This window comes from Salinicola halophilus, from assembly GCF_003206155.1.
GTDB classification, from domain to species: Bacteria; Pseudomonadota; Gammaproteobacteria; order Pseudomonadales; family Halomonadaceae; genus Salinicola; species Salinicola halophilus.
This window is the reverse complement of record NZ_PZJV01000001.1, coordinates 580888-603263: the sequence shown is the minus strand read 5'-3', so window position 1 is coordinate 603263 and position 22376 is coordinate 580888. Positions and strand designations below refer to the sequence as shown.

The following is a 22376-nucleotide window of genomic DNA, read 5'->3' as shown; positions in this document are numbered from 1 at the left end:
CCCCGGGGCGTCCGGGATCAGACCGCGGGCGAGGCCTGGCTCTCGCGCACCATTCGGTGCAGCGTGCTCATCAGTCTCGCCGCTCCCGGCGACATGCGACGCTCGCGAAGGCTGATCAGTCCGTAAGGCTGGACGCTGAGCGCTTCCGGCAGGGCGAGAATCGCAAAGCGGGGCTGGCGGCAGAGCAGCTCCGCGACCTCGCGCGTCGTCACGGTGATCGCATCGGACTTGTCGACCATCGCCAAGGCCATGTAGATGTCCGGCGTGTTGATGATTCGCGCCGGTGGCGGTGAGTCGAAGTGCAAGAAAAGGTGCTCGACGCGCTGGCGCATCAGCGAGCCGGTGGGCTGCAGCACCCACGGGTATGGACTCAGCGCTCGAGGATCGTTGATCGGCGTGTCCGCCAGCGGATGGTCGGCGCGGCACACCGCACACAGGGCTTCCTCGCCGATCTCCTCGAAGACGAAATCGCTCGCCGGCATGTCGGCGGGGATGCGGGCGATGGCGAAGTCGTAGGCGCCGGCTCGCAGGCGCGGCACCAGCTGGCGGCTGACGTCGACGTCGATGTTGACCTGCAGGTGGGGCGCTTCGCGGTGCACCCGCTCGACTGCCGTCGCCAGCAGCGTCACCGCCGGCGCCATCACCGTGCCGATGGAAACGGTGCCCGCGTTGCCCTCCCTGAGCGCGTTGATCTCGTCGCTGGCCTGGGTCAGCGAGGTGAGCATGGCGTGAGCGTGCCGGATCAGGCTCTCGCCGTACCAGTTGGGCGTGACGCCGCGGGAGTGACGCTCGAACAGCGTCACCCCGAGCAGCGCTTCGAGATCGCCCAGCAGCTTCGATGCCGCCGGCTGACTCATACCCAGGCGCTCGGCGGCCCGGTGCAGGTTGCGGCACTCGTCCAGCGCCACGAACAGCTGCAGGTGTCGGAACTTGAGCCGGACGTTGAGGAACCAGTCGGGGGCCAGGAGATGGTTGGAGCGAGAGCGCATGACGTTACCTCGACGGTTCGACTTTGGTTCAGTGTGGAAACGGCTTTCCGGCGTAGCCAACTCACCGAGCAGCGGCTAGTTTGAAAATTCCGAAGCCGGCATTCGCCGCGGCTTCACCGTGTCAAACGTCGAGGGGTCTTCCATGAAACATCTCGCTTTTTCTTGGTCGATGGGGGTCGGACTGTCACTGGCGACGATTGCCGCCGGTTCGGCCGTTGCTGCAACGGGCGGTGGCAGCGGGGGCATGTCTTCGATGCTGCCGGCGGGCATCGAGCAGTCCGGGTTCGGTACACTGCCGGATGGTCGCAGCGTCGAGTGCTACACGATCACCAATGCCAACGGCATCGAGATGCGGGTGATCAATTACGGCGGGATCATCCTGTCGTTGGAGACGCCGGATCGTTACGGCCGCATGGACGATATCGTTCTCGGGTTCGACTCGCTCGGCGATTATCTCTCACCCACCTATCGTCAAGCCAACCCCTACTTTGGTGCCCTGATCGGCCGCTACGGCAATCGTATCGCCGACGGTCGATTCGCCGTCGACGGCCAGACCTACCAGCTGCCCACCAACGACGGCCCGAACACGCTCCACGGCGGCAACGAAGGCTTCAATCAGAAACTCTGGAACGCCCAGCCCTTCTCGAGCTCCGATGGCCGCGGGGTGGTAATGACCTACACCAGCCCCGACGGCGAGCAGGGATTTCCCGGTGAGCTCGCCACCCGCGTCACCTACACGCTCACCGATGACGATGCGCTGGTGATCGACTACCGCGCGCGGACCAGCAAGACAACGCCGGTGAACCTCACTCAGCACAGCTATTTCAACCTCGCCGGCGAAGGCAACCCGAGCATTCTCGATCATCAGCTCACCATCAACGCCAGTGCCTACACGCCGGTCGACGAGACGCTGATTCCCACCGGCGAGATCGCACCGGTCGCGGGGACGCCGTTCGACTTCCAGACGCCGACGACGATCGGGTCACGGCTGGGGCAGCGCGATACCCAGCTCGCCTACGGCAAGGGCTACGATCACAATTTCGTGCTCATCAAGAATGCCGCGGCGCCACAAACGCTGACGCGAGCGGCGCGGGTGGTCGAACCCAACAGCGGTCGCGTTCTGGAAGTGGAAACCACCGAGCCGGGCCTGCAGTTCTACTCGGGCAACTTCCTCGACGGCACGCTGGTCGGCAAGAGCGGCCAACCCTACGTTCTCCGTTCGGGATTGGCGCTGGAGACCCAGCACTTTCCCAACTCTCCCAATCAGTCGAATTTCCCCTCGACGCGTGTCGAACCCGACGAGACCTACCACAGCCAGACGGTCTATCGCTTCTCGACCGAGGACAATCTGCCCTGATCCTGGCTCGCCCGTGGTACCCCAAGGTGTGACGGGCGCCCGACCCAGGCGCGGTGCGATCATTCGTGCCGCCAAGGACCGCCCGCCCGGGCGGTTTTTTTGTGCGCCGGGATCACGCCTGACCAAAGTCGAGGGCGACTTTGGTCTGTCGGAGAACGCCGCCTGCCGGCTGGCGCGGGGCTGAATACCTGGGCTCGCGAAGAGCGATATACAAAACGGTATCGGCGAACGGCGGTTTGAATATTAGGCGGTTATTGACCTCGCTCTTATCGTCGCAGCGTACCCAAGGCAGAAGCACCGGCAGTCTCTGCCGTCCATAACAATCGAGCCCGACAGGGCGGAGGACAACCATGAACCGTGCCTTCCAACGTTCGCTACTCGCTTTGAGCATCTCCGTGGGTCTCGGAATCGGCGGGGCCCACTCTCAGGACGACGTCAAGATCGGCTTCATCGTCAAGAAACCCGAGCAAGCCTGGTTCATCAACGAGCAGGACGCGGCGACGAAGCTCGGTCAGGAAGAGGGCTTCGAGGTGGTGCGACTGGCCGGAGAAGATGGCCAGCAAGTGCTCAGCGCCATCGACAACCTCAACTCCCAGGGCGCCGACGGTTTCGTGATCTGCCCGCCGGACGTTCGTTTGGGGCCGGCCATCATGAATCGTGCCAAGCAGTACGGCATGAAGGTAGTCACCGTCGACGATCAGTTCGTCGGCGCCAACGGCGAGCCGATGGCGGACGTGCCGCACCTGGGCATGTCGGGCTACAAGATCGGTCGGCAGGTGGGTGACGCGATCGCCGCCGAGATGGAAGCGCGCGGTTGGGACATGGATAGCGTCGCGGCGCTGCGACTCAGCAACAACGAGTTGCCGACCGCCAAGGAACGCACCGACGGTGCCACCGATGCGCTGGTCGAGTCGGGCTTCGATGAAAGTCACATCTTCGATGCGCCGCAGCAGAACACCGACACCAGCAGTGGATTCGCCGCCGCCTCACCGGTGTTCTCGAAAAATGCCGACTACGAGCACTGGGTGATCTATGCCCTCAACGAAGAGAGCGTGCTCGGCGGGGTACGCGCCAGCGAGCAGTACGGTCTGGCACCGGAGGACGTCATCGGGGTGGGCATCAACGGCTCGGGCGCGGCCTTCGCGGAGTTCCAGCGCCAGAGCCAGACCGGCTTCTACGGCACCGTGGCGGTGAGTTCGACCATGCATGGGCGCCAGAGCGCGGAGAATCTCTACACCTGGATCACCGAAGACGACATGCCGCCGGCCAACACCGAGACCACCGGCGAACTGATGACCCGCGACAACTGGCAGCAGGTGCGTGACGAGCTTGGGCTGTGATCCCACGCCAACCGAGCGGAGCGGCATTAACCGAGTCGAGCGTCATCAACCGAGCGGAGAGCCATGATGGCACGAGCGCAAGCGAGCCTGCGCGTTGACGGCATCACCGTCGAGTTTCCCGGGGTCAAGGCCCTCGACGGGGTGAGCTTTTCCGCGCGTGGCGGAGAGGTTCACGCACTGATGGGGGAGAACGGCGCCGGCAAGTCGACGCTGCTCAAGGTTTTGAGCGGGGTCAATCGCGTTACCGCGGGCCAGCTCTGGATCGACGACGAAGCGGTGGTCTTCGCCAACGCGCGGGAGGCGTTGGCGAGGGGCGTGGCGATCATCTATCAGGAACTCACGCTGTCGCCCAATCTCTCGGTGGCGGAAAACCTGCTGCTGGGCCAGCTGCCGGCCCGCGGCGGCTTCATCGACCGTCGGCAGATGCGCGAGCGGGCGATGGCGATTCTCGAAGAACTGGGCGAAGGGAGCATTCATCCCTCGACCAAGGTACGCGAGCTCTCCATCGGCCAGCAGCAGATGATCGAGATCGGCCGGGCACTGCTGCGAGACGCCCGGATCATCGCCTTCGACGAGCCCACCAGTTCGCTGTCGGTGCAGGAGATCCGACATCTCAAGCGGATCGTCTCGCGTCTTCGCGACGAAGGCCGGGTGGTGCTCTACGTCACCCATCGCATGGAGGAGGTGTTCGACATGTGCGATGCGGTGACGGTGTTCCGCGACGGTCGCCACATTCGCACCCACGACACCCTCGACGGTGTCGACAACGATCTGATCGTCAGCGAGATGGTGGGGCGAGACATCGCCGACGTCTACGGCTACCGCTCGCGCCAGCGAGGCGACGTGCTGATGCGCCTCGAGGGGATCGAGGGGCGAGGCGTCAGTGCCCCCGTCAGTCTCGAGATTCATCGCGGCGAGGTGCTGGGGCTTTTCGGCCTCGTGGGCGCCGGGCGTAGCGAACTGATGCGCCTGGTCTGCGGCGCCGAACGGGCCAGCGGTGGGCGCGTGATCTTCGACGGGCAGCCACGGCGTTTTTCGACGGCGGGCGAGGCGATTCGCGCGGGCATCGCCATGTGTCCGGAGGACCGCAAGTCACAGGGCATCTTTCCGGTGGCGAGCGTCTCCGACAATCTCAACGTCAGCTGTCGCCGATTCTTCCGCCGCTGGGGGATCTTTCGCAACGCCAAGCGCGAGACCGAGAACACCCGCGACTACATCCGCCGGCTGAGCATCAAGACGCCGGGACCGAAGACGCCGATCGCCAACCTGTCGGGGGGCAATCAGCAGAAGGTGATCCTGTCGCGCTGGCTCGCCGAGCGGATCGAGCTGTTCGTCATGGACGAGCCGACCCGCGGTATCGACGTCGGCGCGCGGCGGGACATCTATTCGCTGCTCTACGACCTCGCCGAGCAGGGCAAGAGCGTGCTGGTCATCTCGAGCGATCTGGCGGAGGTGAGTTCGATCTGCGATCGCATTGGCGTAATGCGTGATGGCGAGCTCATCGATGTCGTGCCGCGCGACGAGGCGACACCGGAGCGTCTACTCGGCCTCGCGCTTCCCGCATGACGGGGCATCGTCAACGCCACCCCGCTTACCGGGCCGAGTGCACGCTCATCCGACCGCGCGCCGGCTCATCGAACCGATCGTCCGCTTACCGAACTGATTGAAAGGAACCGTCGTCATGTCCAGTGACAAAGTCGCATCCGCCGGCGCCGCCGCTCCCGAAGGGCGTCGGGGGTTGCCGAAACCGCTGCGAGCGCTGCTCGATACCTCGGGGCTCATCGCGGTATTCATTCTGCTGTTCATCGGCCTGTCGGTGCTGGTGCCGGACTTCCTGACCGGCCGCAATATCGTCGGGCTGCTGCTGTCGATCACGCTGATCGGCACCATTGCCACCACCATGATGATGGTGCTGGCGCTGGGCGAGGTGGATCTCTCCGTAGCCTCCATCGTCGCGTTCGCCGGGGTCGTTGCCGCGACGGTGACCTCGACCAGCGGCAGCGTGCTCATCGGCGTCGCCGTGGGGATCGCGGCCGGCGCCGCCGTCGGCGCGTTCAACGGTTTCGTGGTCGCACGCTTCGGAATCAACTCGCTGATCGCCACGCTGGCGGCGATGGAGTTCGTTCGCGGACTCGCCTACATCACCTCCGGCGGCGACGCGGTGATGATCACCGTGCCGGGCTTTTTCGACCTGGGCAGCGCCAGTTTTCTCGGCCTGACGCTACCGGTCTGGACCATGATCGGCTGTTTCCTGGTATTCGGCGTGGTGCTCAATCTGACCGCGTTCGGCCGCAACACGCTGGCCACCGGCGGTAACGCCGAGGCAGCGAGTCTCGCCGGGGTCAACGTGCGCCGACTCAAGATCACGGTCTTTGCGCTACAGGGGCTGGTGGCCGGCATCGCCGGGGTACTGCTCACCTCGCGTATGGGACTGGGCGATCCCAATACCTCTCAGGGGCTCGAGCTTGCGGTGATTTCCGCCTGCGTACTCGGCGGCGTCTCGCTCGCCGGCGGGGTCGCCTCGATCACCGGCGTTCTGGTCGGGGTACTGATCATGGGCTGTGTGCAGAACGCGATGGGATTGCTCAACGTCCCCACGTTCTATCAGTACCTGGTTCGCGGGGCGATCCTGCTGCTGGCGGTGATGTTCGACCGCTGGAAGCAGAGCCGACGCGCCGGCGGCTGAGCCAACGAACCACGCGACGATGGTCTAAATCGTCTTCGACTTTTGTCGTGGTGAAAGGGCGGGGCGCAAGTGTGACCGCCCCGGCTCATCCGCTACCGCGCTCATTAATATGCGTTTGGATATGAATGTCTGCGTGAGTGGGCATTATCGGTTATCGAGTCGGCTGGATAACGTGGCGAGGTACTTCCACCGATCGTAACCGGCAGCGTCACTGCCGAGGAGACCGCCATGCAAGACACGGTACCGACGGCGTCGGCTCTGCCCACCCTCATGCTGATGGGGATCGCCGGGCTCGCCATTGCCGTCCTTCTCGTCCTGATCATCAAGATCAAACTGCATCCGTTCTTCGCGCTGGTCATCGTGAGTATCGCCACCGCGCTGGCGACGGGCATCGCCGTTGCCGACCTGCTGCCGGTGCTGCTCGACGGTTTCGGCACCACGCTGGGTAACGTGGCACTGCTGATCGGTTTCGGCGCCGTGCTCGGGCGGCTGGTGGCGGTATCCGGCGGCGCTCGCGTGCTGGCGGATACGCTGATCCGCGCCTTCGGGCGCGAGAAGGCGCCTCTCGGACTCTCCATCGCCTGTCTGCTGTTCGGCTTCCCGATCTTTCTGGATGCCGCCTTCGTGGTGATGCTGCCGGTGATCTACTCAGTGGCGCGGGAGCTCAAGGCATCGCTGCTGCTCTACGGGCTGCCGGCAGCCGGGGCGTTTCTGGTGATGCACGCGCTGATGCCGCCGCATCCTGGACCGGTCGCCGCCGCGGTCTTTCTGGAGGCGGACATCGGTAAGGTGCTGTTCGTGGCACTCATCGTGGGGCTGCCGACCTGGTACCTGATGGGCTATCGGCTGTCGCTGCTGCTCGCCAACCGAACGCCGTTCCAGCCGGTGCCGAGTCTGATGGGCGGTGAAGACGACGAGGTGGAACCGGCGCGCCGTCCGAGCTTCAAGACGGTGCTGCTGGTGCTACTGCTGCCGCTGGCGCTGATCTTTCTCAACACCGGGCTCTCGACGCTGGTCGAAGGTGGCGCCATTCAGGGGGACAACGCCTTGGTGCAGGCACTCACGCTGATCGGCGAAACGCCCATCGCCATGCTCATCAGCACCTGCGTGGCGATGTGGCTGCTGGTGATCCGTGGCGGCGGGGGCGGCGCCATGGCATCGATCAACGAGGTCGTCGAGCAGGCGCTGGCACCGGTCTGCAGCATCATTCTGATCACCGGGGCCGGTGGCATGTTCGGCGGCGTACTCACCGCCAGCGGCATCGGCGACGCGCTCGCGGAGAGCCTGCAAGCATTCGGGCTGCCGGTGATTGTCGCCGGTTACGTGATCGCGGCGGTGATCCGGGTCGCACAGGGCTCGGCGACGGTCGCGGGGACCACGGCGGCGGGGATCATGGCGCCGGTAGTACTGGCGGAGCCGTCGCTCTCGGGGCTGCCGGCGGCCTGCGTGACGGTCGCGATCGTGGCCGGGGCCATCGGCTACTCCCACGTCAACGATTCAGGGTTCTGGCTGGTAGGACGGTTTCTGGGCGTCGATACCCAAACCATGCTCAAGACATGGACGGTGGTCTCGACAGGTATCTCACTGATGGCATTCGGGCTTGCCTGGCTGTTGTTCACGCTACTGTGATTCGAGGAGAAGTTTCATGAGCGATTCATCGTCCTATAACCCGGACGCGAAAGATGCGGCGAGCCAGGGCGTTAAACTGCGTTCCGCCGAGTGGTTCGGCCGCGCCGACAAGAACGGTTTCATGTACCGCAGCTGGATGAAGAACCAGGGCATTCCGGACCATGAGTTCGCGGGCAAGCCGATCATCGGCATCTGCAATACCTGGTCGGAACTCACCCCGTGCAATGCGCACTTCCGCAAGCTCGCCGAGCACGTCAAGAAAGGCGTTCTGGAGGCGGGCGGTTTCCCGGTGGAGTTCCCGGTCTTCTCCAACGGTGAGTCCAATCTGCGCCCGACGGCGATGTTCACCCGTAACCTGGCCAGCATGGACGTCGAAGAGGCGATCCGCGGCAACCCTATCGACGGGGTGGTGTTGCTCACCGGCTGTGACAAGACGACTCCGGCGCTGCTGATGGGCGCGGCGAGCTGCGACGTACCGGCGATCGTCGTCACCGGCGGACCGATGCTCAACGGCAAGCACCAGGGCAAGGACATCGGCTCGGGTACCGTCGTCTGGCAGCTCTCGGAGCAGGTCAAGGCGGGCAAGATATCGATGCACGACTTCATGGCCGCCGAAGCGGGCATGTCCCGCTCCGCCGGGACCTGCAACACCATGGGCACCGCCTCGACCATGGCCTGCATGGCGGAGTCGCTCGGCGTCTCGCTCCCCCACAACGCAGCGATTCCGGCGGTGGACGCGCGACGTTACGTACTGGCGCATCTCTCCGGCAACCGCATCGTCGAGATGGTCAACGAGGATCTCAAGCTTTCGAAGATTCTGACCCAAGAGGCGTTCGAGAACGCGATTCGTACCAACGCCGCGATCGGTGGCTCGACCAACGCGGTCATTCATCTCAAGGCGATCGCCGGACGAATCGGCGTCGATCTCAGCCTCGACGACTGGACGCGAGTGGGTCGGGGAACCCCCACCATCGTCGACCTGCAGCCCTCCGGGCGCTATCTGATGGAGGAGTTCTATTACGCCGGCGGGCTGCCCGCGGTGCTGCGTCGGCTCGGCGAAGCGGACCGGCTGCCGCATCCGAACGCGCTGACCGTCAACGGTCATACGCTATGGGAGAACGTCCAGGATGCGCCGCTCTACAACGCCGACGTGATCCGCCCGCTTGAGGATCCCCTGCGCGAGGACGGCGGCATGTGCGTGCTGCGGGGCAATCTCGCGCCCAACGGCGCGGTGCTCAAGCCCTCGGCGGCGAGCGCCGAACTGATGAAGCATCGCGGCCGCGCGGTGGTGTTCGAGAATCTCGACGACTACAAGGCGCGGATCAACGATCCCGAGCTCGACGTCCTACCCGACGACATTCTGGTGATGAAGCACTGCGGGCCGCGTGGCTATCACGGCATGGCGGAGGTGGGCAACATGGGGCTGCCGCCGAAGATCCTCGAGCAGGGCATCACCGACATGGTGCGCATTTCCGACGCGCGCATGAGCGGCACCGCTTACGGCACGGTGGTGTTGCACGTGGCCCCGGAAGCCGCGGCGGGCGGCCCGTTGGCCGCCGTACAGAACGGTGATTATATCTCGCTGGACTGCGATACCGGCTCGCTGGAGCTGGAGGTGGCTGCCGAGGAGATCGCACGGCGGCTCGAGCAGGCGGACCCGACGGCGGCGTCGGCCAGGATCGCCAGTACCGGCGGCTATCGTCAGCTCTACATCGAACGCGTGCTGCAGGCCGATGAGGGGTGCGACTTCGACTTTCTCCGCGGCTGTCGCGGGGCGGAGGTGCCCCGACACTCCCACTGATCTAGGGGGTCAGGGGCGCAGGTCGCTATCGATGCGGCCCATCGCCGCGGCCCATCGCGCCCGCCAGAGGCTCGCTCGTCGCGTCACTCGCCCGTGAGTGTCGCGACGACTTTGCGCGCGCCGCCGTGGCGGCGATGCTCGCCGAGCCAGATTCCCTGCCAGGTACCGGTCAGCAGTCGGCCTCTCTCCACCGCCAGCGTCAGTTCGGTACCGAAGAGGCTCGCCAGCACGTGGGCGGGCATATCGTCGGGACCTTCCAGCGTGTGTTGCATGCCGGCGACGTTGGCCGGGGCGAGCTTGTCGGCGAAGAGCGTCATGTCGTGGCGCACGTCGGGGTCGGCGTTCTCGTTGAGCGTCAGCGAAGCCGAGGTATGCATGAGCTGGAGATGCAGCAGGCCTGTCTGAACTCGCTGGAGTTCGGGCAGTGCCGCGAGAATCTCGTCGGTCACGAGATGAAAGCCCTGACGGCGGGACTCGAGACTGAACTGGGTACGATGCCACATGCTGATGACTCCTGGATTGCGAGGATAGAGAAAGGCGCGCGAGAGGGAGAGCGGGATGATTCACTTCGACAGGGCGGTGACGGCGATCGGCGCCGATGACTGCGTCTCCGTCGCCGAATCGTTTTCGACGGCGGACGCCCCCCGAGTACAGGCATCCAGTAGATAGTCGAGCCTGGCGACGAGTACGTCTAGCGTGCCTGCCTCGACGTGCGTACGAATCGTCTGTTGCTGAAGGCAGCGCCACAGCGAGAGCAGGGTGAATAGCGTCTGGCGATTGAAGGCGGCAGTGGCGACGAGGTGGTGCGCGCCATAGTCCTCGGCAAGTGCCTGGTCGTAATCCTGCTCGAACCGTCGGCGTACGTCATCGAAGCGGGACAGCGGCGTATGCACGAAGAGCTTGGCGAGCAGATCCGCACCGTCGAAGCCGATGCGTCCGATCTTGACCTCGCTCCAGTCGAGCAGATAGAGGCGGTCGCCATCGACGAGCATGTTTTTGGCGGCATAGTCGAGGTGACAGACGCAGCGCGGCGTCTCTTTCGCCGCACGCAGGCGCGCCTTCAGCCGGGGGCCGAGCGCCTTGAGGGGTGGCAGCAGACGCTCGCGGGTTTCGCTGGCGATCTCGGGTATCTCCAGATTGACCAGAAAGCGCTGAAAATTGAGGCGCGTGTGCCGCAGGTAGGGCCAGCGAAAGAAATCCATCAGCCAGAAATCGAGACGGGCACTCGCGGTGCCGGCGGCGATGTAGCGCGCCGATACGGCTTCCAGCTCCGCGATTCCACCCGCGGCATCGTGCAGCAGTTTCTCTCTCACCGGCCGCTTGCCAGCGATGTACTCCGAATAGATGGATGAGCGTCGAGGCGTTTCCGTCACGCCGAGAAGGGCCGGGTAGGCGATCCGGCGACACGTCGTGAGCATGGCGTAGTGGCGGTAGAAACGGGCTTCGCGACTGCGGTACAGAAGCGGTTTGCGCAAGGATTTCTCGACGACGTTCCAGCTCGTGTCGGTTTGGCGGCTGGTCAAGGCGTGGTGACGAACGTAGTCGACGCCGGCGCCGTTCGAGGGGAGCTCGCGTATCGTGTGGGCATGCCATTCACTCTCGGCGGGCGCCAGACGTGTGAGGCGTGCCGGCGGCAAGGCTTGGCTTGGGGCGTTGTGGTGATCGTTCATGCGTTTTGCTGGCTATCCGGGCGACGTACGTGTCGCTGACGACAAGTCCATCGGGTCCGTCGTGACTCGATCGATGAGTGGTGACAGCGCGAGGAGCGATACTGCGACAGACGTCTTCCTGACGATGGAAGCAGCGTAACGGGGTTTGCCGGAGAGGCCAAGCGAGCGGGGCGCCGTCAGCTGGTCGGCATCGGCAACGAGTGCTGCGCTGCCGCTGAGAAGTGGCCGGCGGGCGACCAAAGTCTCGGTCACCCCCGGCGCAATTGCGCTTAGGCTAGCGCGTGGTTGCCACAATGCCAGCGCCTACCTGTCTTTTGGAGAAGCCATGAAAATCCGTGCCGCCGTGATTCATGAGATGCAGCGCCCGCGACCGTACAGCGATTCTCTGCCGCTTTCCGTCGAGGAGGTCGAACTCGACCCGCCCGGCGCCGGCGAAGTGCTGGTCAGGATTCGTGCCGCCGGGCTTTGCCATTCGGATCTGTCGACCATCAACGGCGATCGCCCGCGGCCGTTGCCGATGGTGCTGGGGCACGAGGCGGCCGGCGAGGTGGTCGAGGTCGGCGATGACGTCACCGATCTCGCGCCGGGCGATCACGTGGTCTTCTCGTTCGCCCCGAGCTGCGGCGGCTGCGCTTCGTGCCTCGCGGGTCGGGCGGCGCTGTGCGCACCGGGACAGGTCGCTAACACCGCCGGACACCTGTTGGGTGGCGGTATGCGCCTGCATCGTGACGGTCAGCCGGTCTATCACCATATCGGCGTGTCGGGATTCGCCGAGTATGCCGTGGCATCGCGGCGGTCGCTGACTCGAATCGAGGCGGACCTGCCGTTCCATATCGCGGCGCTGTTCGGCTGTGCGGTCCTCACCGGCGTCGGCGCGGTGGTCCACACCGCGGGACTGCGGCTGGGGCACTCCGTACTCGTCGTCGGGCTCGGCGGGGTCGGTCTGGCGGCGGTGATGGGCGCGCTCGGCGGCGGGGCGCGCCAGGTGATCGCGGCGGACATCGCCGCCGACAAGCGCGAGACGGCCAAAGCGCTGGGGGCGACCCACGTGGTCGATCCCGGCGCTCCGAACGCCATCGAGCAGGTTCGCGAGATCAGTGGCGGCGGCGTTGATATCGCGGCAGAGTTCGCCGGCGTCTCCCAGGCGCTCGAGTTCGCCTATGAGTGCACCGCCCGCGGCGGCACGACGGTGACCTCCGGATTGCCCCACCCGGACGTGCGGTTTGCCATCAGCCCGACCCGCATGGTCGCGGAGGAGCGCACGTTGAAGGGCTCGTACCTGGGCGGCCACGTGCCGTCGCTGGATGTGCCGGAGTACATCGCACTCTACCGCTCGGGGCGCCTGCCGGTGGACCGGCTGCTGACGCACCGGCTGCGGCTCGACGAGATCAACCACGGCTTCGAGCGTCTGGCGAAGGGGGACGCCATCCGGCAGATCATCGAATTCGACTGACGTTGCCGGCAGGGATGCCGCGCTATGCTCAGTCGCGCCATGCTCAAGCGCGGCATGCGGAATCGGCGCTATGGTGGCGATCGGCTGCTAGCCTTGTAACGTCCCGGCCGCCGGCAGGCGTGCCGCTGGTCGGTCAAGCATCCGTATCGTAAAGGAGAAGGTCATGACCCAGACACGCGTCGAACGCGACAGCATGGGGGAGCTCGAAGTACCCCAGGATGCGCTCTATGGCGCGCAGACTCAGCGCGCCGTGAATAATTTCCCCGTGAGCGGCCAGCCGCTGCCGGCCGAGTTCATCGCGGCCGTGGCGCGCATCAAGCGGGCAGCGGCGCAGGTGAATCACGAGCTTGGGCTTCTCGATGAGGCGCGCGCCAGCGCGATCGTCGCCGCCGCCGACGAGATCATCGCGGGGCGTCATGGCGATCAGTTCCCCGTCGATGTCTTTCAGACCGGCTCCGGCACGTCGACCAACATGAACGTCAACGAGGTCATCTCGCATCTCGCCAGCCGCGACGATCTCGAGGTCGGCCCCAACGATCACGTCAACATGGGCCAGTCGAGCAACGACGTCATCCCGACGGCCGTGCATCTCGCCGCTGCCATCGAGGTTCAGGCACGGCTGCTGCCGGCGCTGACGCATCTCAAGTCAAGTATCGATGACAAGGCCAAGAGCCTGGACGACGTGGTCAAGACCGGGCGCACGCATCTGATGGACGCGATGCCGGTTCGCATGAGTCAGGAGCTCGGCGGCTGGTCGAACCAGGTGGGTCAGGCCGCCGAGCGCCTGCAGGACGGGCTCAAGCGCATCACCCGTCTGGCACTGGGCGGCACGGCGGTCGGGACCGGCGTCAACGCGCATCCGGATTTCGCCGCGAAGGTGGCGGGAAAGCTCGCCGAGGAAACCGCTCTCGACTTTCAGCCGAATGACAGTTTCTTCGCCAGTCTCGCTTCCCAGGACGCGGCGGTCGAACTCTCGGGGCATCTCAAGACGTACGCCTGCGCGGTCATGAAGATCGCCAACGATCTGCGCTGGATGAACTCCGGGCCGCTGGGCGGGCTCGGTGAGATCGAACTCGAGGCCTTGCAGCCGGGCAGCTCGATCATGCCGGGGAAGGTGAACCCGGTGATTCCGGAATCCGCGGCACAGGTGGCCGCTCAGGTGATCGGCAACGACACGGCGATCACCGTGGGCGGGCAGAGCGGTAACTTTCAGCTCAACGTGATGCTGCCACTGATCGCTCACAACCTGCTGGGTTCGATCCGGCTGCTCACCAACGTGAGCCATCTTCTGGCGGACCGTGCCATCGCGACCTTCAACGTGCGCCGCGACAACATCGAGACGCCGCTTTCCAAGAATCCGATCCTGGTGACCGCGCTCAACTCCGTCATCGGCTACAACGCCGCTGCGGGCGTGGCCAAGAAGGCCTATCAGGCCGGGCGTCCGATTCTCGACGTGGCCGAGGAGGAAACCGACCTGTCGCGCGAAGAGCTCGAGCGGTTGCTGGATCCCGCCAAGCTGACGGAGGGCGGCATTCCCGAGTGAGCCATCGTGCAGTCGCCCCGATGCCGGCCGGCAAACGAAAAACGCCACCCCTGGGGGTGGCGTTTTCGATGGCGTGGTTACCCGAGTGCTATACCGGATCTTCGCCGTGACGGTCCTCGGCTTCCTGGATGGTTTCCCGCGCGTCTTCTTTCTCTTCGGCATCGGCGCTTTCGGGTTCGTTCTCGTCGGCGTAAGTCGGCGTGTAGCTCAGCGTCACCAGTATCGGGAAGTGGTCCGAGCCAATTTCGCTCAGCCGCTCCATCGACACCAGCGAAAAGTGCGTCGAGACGAAGACGTGATCCAGCGGCCATCGCAGCAAGGGATATTTGGCGTGAAAGGTGCTGTACATGCCTCGACCGCGACGCAGATCGAGCATGCCACTGATCCGACAGAAGAGCTTGGTGGTGCGTGACCAGGCGACGTCGTTGAGATCCCCCGCAACGATGGTCGGGCGGCTGGTATCGGCGATTTCCTTACCTACCAGCAGCAGTTCGGCGTCGCGCCAGAGCGATTCCTCGCTTTCGGAGGGCGCTGGCGGACGCGGATGCAGCGCGTGAAAGCGGATGCGGTTACCGCTATCGAGCTTGACCCAGGTGTGGATCGAAGGGATGTCGTCTTGGATCAGCCATTTTACCTCCGTCTCTTCGAGCGGCAGCCGGGAATAGAGGTGCATGCCGTAGAGATTGTCGAGCGGAATTCGCACGGCTTCCGGCATGGCCTCGCTGATGGCAGCGTCGAGCTGGTCTCCCCACCACTGATCCGACTCCAGCGTCAGCAGCATGTCTGGCTGGTGGTGCTTCACGTGGGCAATCAGTTTGTCGGACTGGCGATTGGGCGTGAGCACGTTGGAAACGAGCAGGGTGAATGTCTGTTCGCTGTTCTGCTCGGTGCGTGACTCGTGGCGCTGGGTACGAATGACCTGCGAGCGCGCCAGCGGCGTCCAGGGATAGATCCGTGCCCATTGAATGGCAGCGGCGATCAGACTGGCGCCGACGCCGCCCCATTGCCACCACGTCTCGGGGCTGAAGGCGAGCTGAACGATGGCGAAGAGGGTGGCAAGCGTTGCGATCTGAAGCAGCGGAAAATCGAGGCTGCGGATCACGTAGTGGCGAATCTTGAGGTAGGGCAGCAGGGTAATGAGCAGTACGAGGCAGCCGAGCAGGGTTGTTAGCGTTTGAAGCAAGGGAAAACACCTCGAGGAGGAATGGAGGGGTGCATCCCGCTAGGGTAGCAGAGCCCTCGATGGGGGGTAGTGATTTCCCCGTCGAGGGCTGGGCAGTGGCATCGACGGCGCTAGACCGCCGCGCTGTTCAAGGCGTGGCCGGCCAGGTGTGGATGCCCTTCGAGGTAGGAGTCGAGCGCTTGCCGCTGAGGGGCGTCGAACAGCAGGCCGAGCTTGGTACGCCGAAGCAGGATGTCGTCGCTCGTGCGGGCCCATTCACGCTTGATCAGGTAGTCGACCTCTACCTGCGTCAGCCCCGCGCCGAAGGGATAGCCGAGAGCGGCCTGGCTCTCGCGGCCCTCGAGGAACCGCAGACAAAGTGTGCCGTAGCTCGAGGCGAAGCGTTCGCGCTGATCGGTCGTCAGGAAGGGATACTCCCGCGCGAGGCGCTCCGCGAACGCCGCGCGGCTGTCGATATCGCCACCCGGCAAGATCGCATCCGCCGTCCACGGGGCGCCGAGCGTCTCGAAAAGTGGCTCGAGCTTTTGCATCGCCGCCTCCGCGAGCTTGCGGTAGGTGGTGATCTTGCCGCCGAAGATCGAAAGCATCGGTGCGCCGTGGCGGTCGAGATCGAGCGTGTAGTCGCGCGTCATGGCCGATGGGCTCTCGGACTCGTCATCGCAGAGCGGGCGCACTCCTGAGTAGGTCGCGATGACGTCGTCACGCCCGAGCTTCTTGACGAAATGCGAGTTGAGCACGTCCAGTAGATAGTCCGTCTCTTCCTCGCTGATGCCTACCTGCGAGGGGTCGCCTTCGTAGCGCCGGTCCGTGGTGCCGATGAGGCTGTAGTGTTGCTGGTAGGGGAGCACGAAGACGATGCGGCCATCCCGGTTCTGCAGGATGTAGGCGCGCTCGTCGTCATTGAGCCGCGAGACGATCAGGTGACTGCCCTGAATCATGCGAATGCCGTAGCGAGACTCGCGCTGGGCATTGCCCTTGACGAACGACTCGACCCAGGGGCCACTGGCGTTGACCAGTGCCTTGGCGCGCACGGTGTCTCGCCCTCCCGTGAGTCGGTTCTCCAGCGTCACTTCCCACTCGCCGTCGATCTCCCTGGCGTCGATGCAGCGGGTGCGCACACGAACGTCGGCCCCTTTTTCCTGAGCCTGCAGCGCGTTCAGCACGACGAGCCGCGCATCGTCCACCCAGCAGTCCGAGTATTCGTAACCGCGCTGAATTTCGGGCACCAGCGGGCCGTTGCCATCGAACTTGAGCCGCTTGGCATTGGGCAGGCTGTCGCGGCGGCTCAGATGGTCGTAGATGAAAAGCCCCGTTCGAATCATCCAGCCCGGGCGAAGGTGGGGTTGATGCGGCAGGATGAAGCGAAGCGGCCAGACGATGTGCGGCGCCTTTCGCAGCATGACTTCACGTTCACGCAGCGCCTCGCGAACGAGGCGGAACTCACGATGCTCGAGATAGCGCAGGCCGCCGTGTATCAGCTTGCTGCTCGACGAGGAGGTAGCGCTGGCAAGGTCGGCCTGCTCGCAGAGCAGAACCGACAGCCCCCGCCCGGCGGCGTCGTTGGCGATGCCCGTACCGTTGATACCGCCGCCTACCACGACGAGGTCGTAACGCTGCTGCTCTACATCGGCGCTCATGAGGTCGCTCCCGGTCATCTGCCTGTTGGTCACCTGCGTTCGAAAACGAACATAGTGTAATCGGTTCCGAACATCAATGCGAAAACACGGGGCGGCGCGGTACCGCGATCAGAGCCCTTGAGTGTGGACCGGCGCTGAGGGGGCGTTTTTAGTCTGCAGGACGGGCGGCGTCTTCCGCATCGGTGAGCGCATCGACGCTTGCCGCGTCCGGGTTGGCGACGTGAAGTGCCACCCCGTGCTCTCGCATCAGTTGCACCAAGGGGTCAGGGGGCTGTCTGTCGGTAAAGAAGGCGTCGAGCTGGGCCAGGTTACCCTGGCGCACCACGGCATTGCGATGAAACTTCGAATGATCCGCAGCGAGAAAGACCTGCCGGGAATTCTGGATGATCGCCTGCGCGACGCGGACTTCCTGGTAGTCGAATTCCAGCAGTGAGCCGTCGCGGTCGATGCCGCTGATACCGATGATGCCGAAGTCGACCTTGAACTGATTGATGAAATCGATCGTCGCCTCGCCAATGATGCCGCCGTCGCGAGAGCGAACCTGGCCGCCGGCGACGATGACGTTGAAGTCGGTCTTGTGCTGAAGAATGGCAGCGACGTTGAGATTGTTGGTGATGACCTCGAGCCCGCGATGCTGGCACAGCGCCTCGGCAATGAACTCGTTGCTGGTACCGATGTTGATGAACAGCGACGAGGAGTCGGGAATCCTGTCGGCAAGCAACTCGGCGATGCGACGCTTGGCGTCGAGGTTCAACGTCTTGCGGGTGTGATAGGCAGTGTTGACGGTACTGGACTCGATGCCGGCACCGCCATGTACACGCTTCAGGACCCCGTTGTCGGCGAGCAGATTGAGGTCGCGTCGCACCGTCTGCGGGGTGACCTCGAACGTCTTGGCCAGCTGCTCGATAGAGGCGTAACCATGGCGTTTGACCATCTCGACAATGGCCTCGTGGCGTTCCTGCTGCGTCATTGACTGCCCGTCGTCATACGGTTGCTCGATGGACGGTCAGATTATCCGCCTCCCTCGAGTTCGGCAACAGCCGTCTGTGAGCCGTTTTCACTTTCCAGGAAGGTACGTTCGGTCCAGAACGATCTTTGGCCTCTAGGGTCGATACGAGCGCCGTTCCGACGCCTTTTTTCAAGTGTAAGACTAAGGTTTAACGTTTTAAAAAATCTTTTAAATCAGTAAGATAAAAGTTTATTGCGCCACCGAAGACGAGAGCTATCGATTTTTTCGATTGCGAAGATAGGATGCTCGAAATACGACATGCTCAGTGAGTAGCGTTCGGAACATCCGCATTTCGAGGTGGTGATGGGCATTATCGAAACCATTCTGGTTCATGAAATCGTCGGGACGGCTTTCCTGACACTGTTGGGCTGTGGCGTCGTCGCCAACGTGTTGCTCAGCAAGACCAACGGTCACGGCAGCGACGGCATCGTCATCTTCTTTGGCTGGGGGCTTGCGGTCTTTGCCGCCGTTTACGTCGCGTACGATACCGGAGGGCACATCAACCCGGCCGTGACTATTGCGTTACTCGTCGGCCCCGCGACACAGTACGCCGATGGCATCCCGATCACTGTCGCAACGACCCTTGCCTACCTTTTCGCCGAGTTCGTCGGCGCGTTTCTGGGGGCGATCATCTGCTACCTGGCATACAAGAAGCAGTACGACGAGACCGGGGACGTCGGCGCCATCCTTGCCACGTTCTCGACCGCTCCGACGGTCAAATCTCACGGCTGGAATCTCGTGACCGAAATCGTCGGTACGTTCGTGCTGATCTTCGTGATCATCATGTTCGGGCATACCCCGAGCGGGCTCGGACCGCTCGCCGTGGCGCTGCTCGTGGTGTCGATCGGCGCCTCTCTGGGCGGCCCCACCGGCTACGCCATCAACCCGGCGCGGGATCTGGGGCCCCGTGTCGCCCACGCGCTGTTGCCGATCCGGCACAAGGGCGACAGCAACTGGAGCTACGCGCTGGTCCCGGTGATCGGGCCCATCATCGGCAGCCTTCTTGCCGCGCTAGCCGCGCAGGTCTATTGAGCGATCACCATCGCGCATCTTCCGCTCACGCCAATCGAGGAGTCTTTGCTCATGAGCCAACAGAAGAAATACATTCTCGCGATCGATCAAGGAACGACCAGCTCACGCTCGATGCTGTTCGATCATCACGGTCACGTGGCCGGCATCGCACAGCGCGAGTTCGAGCAGATCTTCCCGCGGCCGGGCTGGGTCGAGCACAACCCCCGCGAAATCATGACCAGCGTGCTGACGACGCTCGCCGAAGTGATCAACAACTCCGAGGTCGACGTCGCCGACATCGCCTCGATCGGTATCACGAATCAGCGTGAAACGACGGTGGTATGGGACAGGAACACCGGGCATGCGGTGTGCAACGCCATCGTCTGGCAGTCCCGTCACTCCGCTGAGATCTGCGACGCGCTGCGGGAGGCCGGCCACGCCGATCTGATCCGCGACAAGACAGGGCTGGTGATCGATGCCTACTTCTCGGCAACCAAGCTTAAGTGGATCTTCGACAACGTCGAAGGCGTCAAGGAGAAGGCGGAGAGAGGGGATCTACTGTTCGGCACCATCGACAGCTGGCTGGTGTGGAACCTGACCGGCGGCAAGGTACACGTCACCGACGTCAGCAACGCCTCGCGGACGATGCTCTACAACATTCGCGAACGCCGGTGGGACCCCGAGCTGCTGGCGCTGTTCGGCGTGCCCGAGAGCATGCTGCCCGAGGTGAAGTCCAATAGCGAAGTCTATGGGCAGGTGATGCCGAAATACCTGTTCGGTCACGAAGTGCCGATTGCCGGCATGGCCGGCGACCAGAACGCGGCGCTGTTCGGCCAGGCTTGCTTCGAGCCGGGCATGGCCAAGAATACCTACGGCACCGGCTGCTTCACGCTGATGAATACCGGTACCGAGGCGACGCCTTCCGACAACGGGCTGCTCACGACCGTCGCCTGGGAAGTCGACGGCACGCTGGAGTACGCGCTGGAAGGCAGCGTCTTCGTCGCCGGCTCCGTGATCCAGTGGCTCCGCGACGGGCTGCGGATGCTGGGCCGGGCGTCCGACTCCGAGGCCTATGCCGAGCGCGCGGGCAGCAATGACGGCGTCTATATGGTGCCGGCGTTCACCGGTCTGGGCGCACCTTATTGGAACTCCAATGTGCGCGGGGCGATGTTCGGCCTGACGCGCGGCACCTCCAAGGAGCACTTCATTCGCGCCGCAGTGGAGTCCATGGCCTATCAGAGCGCGGACGTGCTGAAGGCGATGCAGGCTGATGCGAACATCGCACTGACGGAACTCCGCACCGACGGCGGGGCGATTTCCAACAACTTTCTCGCCCAGTTCCAGGCGGACATTCTGGGCGTCGACGTGCTGCGCTGCCAGGTGAACGAGACCACCGCGCTCGGCGCGGCCTATCTTGCCGGACTCGCCGTTGGTTTCTGGGCATCGCGGGAAGAGATTGCCGAGCGCTGGGCGATTGAGCGGCGTTTCGAACCTCGAATGGGCGAGCAGCAGCGGGAAACCCTCTACGCTGGATGGCGGCAGGCGGTGGAAGCGACCATGGGATTTCGAGTGGACTCCTGAACGGCGCCAACGGCCGTGGCGAGCGGGCTGTCGATGAGGCGAGATCCACTCTCACAGCCGCTTGCCCGAAGAGGGCGGCCGGTTCTGACGGCGATCACGAATGTCGATGTGGCGAAGGGCGTCACTCGACCGTTCAAGCCCGTGCGATTGATTCGTACGGGCTCGATCGCGGGCGACGACGCGCCGAAGGACTTCCAAGCTAAGCCGTTGACTATGCGGAAAGTTATTCGCAAATTTTTTATTTTGGGGGTTGCATTCCCCGCCGGGGTCGGTAAAATTCGCATCCGTTGTCACGGCGAGATCGCCAAAAGACGACAGCCAGGTATAGGACCGTAGCTCAGTTGGTTAGAGCGCCACGTTGACATCGTGGAGGTCAGCGGTTCAAATCCGCTCGGTCCTACCAAGTCTGGCCGTCATGACATCGCTTCAGGACCGTAGCTCAGTTGGTTAGAGCGCCACGTTGACATCGTGGAGGTCAGCGGTTCAAATCCGCTCGGTCCTACCAGATTCGAAACCTCGAGTTGCCGCTCGGGGTTTTTTTGTGTCCGTTCGTCGCGCATGCTGAAGCGCCCGGTCTCCGGATTCGGCGTTGACGATAACCCTGCGCTCACGCACCGGATCGGCGCTCATCACGCGAGAGTCGACATGTCACTGCTTCCGCTATTCGAGAAGATTCATCAGCTCCCTACCGTGCCGGCGGTCGTCAGCGAGCTCATCAGCAGTCTCGGCAATGACCGCATCAGCATTCACCACGTCTCGGCCAGCATCCGCAAGGACCCGAGTCTGAGCCTCAAGCTGCTGCGCTCGGCCAACTCGGTGCGCTATGGCGTGGGGCGCAACGTTGCCTCGATCGACAACGCGCTGCTGCTGCTGGGGTTCGACCGGGTGCGTACGCTGGTCATCGCGTCCGGCATGGTCGGCGTGCTAAAGGACGTGCCGGGGCTCGATCGTCGAACCTTCTGGCACGAATCCTTCATGGTGGCCAATATCAGCCGGGCGCTCATCCGGCACAGCCGTCTCGACGGGCTCGCGCCCGAAACCGCGTTTACCTGCGGGATTCTGCATCGCGTCGGGGCGGCGTTGATGCACATCGGCTATCCGGAGGTGATGGCGAGGGTCGACGCCCTGGTCGCCAGCGGCGCGCCGAGAAGCGAGCTGGAGATCGATCAGTTCGGGTTCAACTACGCCGAAGTGGGGGCGGAACTGGCCCGGCACTGGCGCTTCCCCGAGCCGATCAGCACGGCGCTCGCCTATCAGGAGCGCCCGCTCGAGGCGGTGCCTTTTTCGCCCTATGCAGCCGCGGTCAATCTCGCCATCGAGCTGGCGCGTCACGTCGGTGATGGCTGGCGCGAAGAGCATGCACTCAGCGAGATGCCGCGGGCGGTGAGGCGCCCGCTGGCGATCGATCTGTTGAGCCTGTATGAGGCGGTTCTCGAGATCCTGCGGGCGGATGACGAACTCGACGTCTTCCTTGATTGATGCCGCCC

Annotated in this window: 17 protein-coding genes and 2 tRNA genes; 13 read left to right on the top strand and 6 right to left on the bottom strand. The window is 64.1% G+C overall.

What is annotated here, in order from left to right; translation table 11 throughout:
- Window positions 1-17 precede the first annotated feature (17 nt).
- Window positions 18-989, bottom strand: coding sequence for a LysR substrate-binding domain-containing protein (locus DOM33_RS02820; protein ID WP_110665622.1), 972 nt, complete (start codon window positions 987-989; stop codon window positions 18-20).
- A gap of 142 nt (window positions 990-1131) precedes the next feature.
- Between DOM33_RS02820 and DOM33_RS02815 the strand changes: the two genes are divergently transcribed.
- The 6 genes from DOM33_RS02815 to DOM33_RS02790 all read left to right on the top strand — a co-directional run bounded on the left by DOM33_RS02815 (window position 1132) and on the right by DOM33_RS02790 (window position 9802).
- Window positions 1132-2346 carry an aldose epimerase family protein gene (locus DOM33_RS02815; protein WP_239495240.1) on the top strand — a complete coding sequence of 405 codons (1215 nt, stop codon included), beginning with the start codon at window positions 1132-1134 and terminating at the stop codon, window positions 2344-2346.
- A 350-nt stretch (window positions 2347-2696) separates the two neighbouring features.
- Window positions 2697-3686, top strand: a complete 990-nt coding sequence (locus DOM33_RS02810; protein ID WP_110665620.1) for an arabinose ABC transporter substrate-binding protein — start codon at window positions 2697-2699, stop codon at window positions 3684-3686.
- A 66-nt stretch (window positions 3687-3752) separates the two neighbouring features.
- Window positions 3753-5252, top strand: a complete 1500-nt coding sequence (gene araG / locus DOM33_RS02805) for an L-arabinose ABC transporter ATP-binding protein AraG (protein WP_110667456.1) — start codon at window positions 3753-3755, stop codon at window positions 5250-5252.
- 115 nt (window positions 5253-5367) lie between these two features.
- Window positions 5368-6372, top strand: a complete 1005-nt coding sequence (gene araH / locus DOM33_RS02800) for an L-arabinose ABC transporter permease AraH (RefSeq protein WP_110665619.1) — start codon at window positions 5368-5370, stop codon at window positions 6370-6372.
- Window positions 6373-6600: 228 nt separating this feature from the next.
- On the top strand, window positions 6601-8001 hold the full coding sequence (locus DOM33_RS02795; RefSeq protein ID WP_110665617.1) for a GntP family permease: 1401 nt from the start codon (window positions 6601-6603) through the stop codon (window positions 7999-8001).
- A gap of 16 nt (window positions 8002-8017) precedes the next feature.
- Window positions 8018-9802: an IlvD/Edd family dehydratase gene (locus DOM33_RS02790; protein ID WP_110665615.1), complete on the top strand. Its 1785-nt coding sequence runs from the start codon at window positions 8018-8020 to the stop codon at window positions 9800-9802.
- Window positions 9803-9885: 83 nt separating this feature from the next.
- On the opposite strand, the gene DOM33_RS02785 is transcribed toward DOM33_RS02790, so the two are convergent.
- Window positions 9886-10305: a secondary thiamine-phosphate synthase enzyme YjbQ gene (locus DOM33_RS02785; RefSeq protein WP_110665613.1), complete on the bottom strand. Its 420-nt coding sequence runs from the start codon at window positions 10303-10305 to the stop codon at window positions 9886-9888.
- Window positions 10306-10365: 60 nt separating this feature from the next.
- Window positions 10366-11472: a phosphotransferase gene (locus DOM33_RS02780; RefSeq protein WP_110665611.1), complete on the bottom strand. Its 1107-nt coding sequence runs from the start codon at window positions 11470-11472 to the stop codon at window positions 10366-10368.
- A 325-nt stretch (window positions 11473-11797) separates the two neighbouring features.
- On the opposite strand from DOM33_RS02780, the gene DOM33_RS02775 reads away from it, so the two are divergent.
- Both DOM33_RS02775 and DOM33_RS02770 read left to right on the top strand, forming a co-directional pair.
- Entirely contained in the window at window positions 11798-12925 is a 1128-nt protein-coding gene (locus DOM33_RS02775; protein ID WP_110665609.1) for a zinc-dependent alcohol dehydrogenase family protein, read from the top strand.
- A 163-nt stretch (window positions 12926-13088) separates the two neighbouring features.
- Window positions 13089-14468: a class II fumarate hydratase gene (locus tag DOM33_RS02770; protein WP_110665607.1), complete on the top strand. Its 1380-nt coding sequence runs from the start codon at window positions 13089-13091 to the stop codon at window positions 14466-14468.
- An 88-nt stretch (window positions 14469-14556) separates the two neighbouring features.
- Here DOM33_RS02770 and DOM33_RS02765 read toward each other — a convergent pair whose 3' ends face one another.
- The 3 genes from DOM33_RS02765 to DOM33_RS02755 all read right to left on the bottom strand — a co-directional run bounded on the left by DOM33_RS02765 (window position 14557) and on the right by DOM33_RS02755 (window position 18258).
- Window positions 14557-15651: an endonuclease/exonuclease/phosphatase family protein gene (locus DOM33_RS02765; RefSeq protein ID WP_110665605.1), complete on the bottom strand. Its 1095-nt coding sequence runs from the start codon at window positions 15649-15651 to the stop codon at window positions 14557-14559.
- 110 nt (window positions 15652-15761) lie between these two features.
- On the bottom strand, window positions 15762-17288 hold the full coding sequence (gene glpD / locus DOM33_RS02760) for a glycerol-3-phosphate dehydrogenase (RefSeq protein ID WP_204352590.1): 1527 nt from the start codon (window positions 17286-17288) through the stop codon (window positions 15762-15764).
- A gap of 148 nt (window positions 17289-17436) precedes the next feature.
- Complete coding sequence (locus tag DOM33_RS02755; protein ID WP_110665601.1) at window positions 17437-18258, bottom strand: DeoR/GlpR family transcriptional regulator; 822 nt, start codon at window positions 18256-18258, stop codon at window positions 17437-17439.
- A 342-nt stretch (window positions 18259-18600) separates the two neighbouring features.
- On the opposite strand from DOM33_RS02755, the gene DOM33_RS02750 reads away from it, so the two are divergent.
- The 5 genes from DOM33_RS02750 (at window position 18601) to DOM33_RS02730 (ending at window position 22368) form a co-directional block, all read left to right on the top strand.
- A complete protein-coding gene (locus DOM33_RS02750; protein WP_110665600.1) occupies window positions 18601-19329 on the top strand; it encodes an MIP/aquaporin family protein in 729 nt (242 codons plus the stop codon).
- A 51-nt stretch (window positions 19330-19380) separates the two neighbouring features.
- Complete coding sequence (gene glpK, locus DOM33_RS02745) at window positions 19381-20889, top strand: glycerol kinase GlpK (protein ID WP_110665598.1); 1509 nt, start codon at window positions 19381-19383, stop codon at window positions 20887-20889.
- 326 nt (window positions 20890-21215) lie between these two features.
- Window positions 21216-21292, top strand: a tRNA-Val gene (locus tag DOM33_RS02740).
- A gap of 25 nt (window positions 21293-21317) precedes the next feature.
- Window positions 21318-21394, top strand: a tRNA-Val gene (locus tag DOM33_RS02735).
- Between the two features lie 140 nt (window positions 21395-21534).
- Complete coding sequence (locus DOM33_RS02730) at window positions 21535-22368, top strand: HDOD domain-containing protein (RefSeq protein ID WP_162617867.1); 834 nt, start codon at window positions 21535-21537, stop codon at window positions 22366-22368.
- Window positions 22369-22376: the final 8 nt, after the last annotated feature.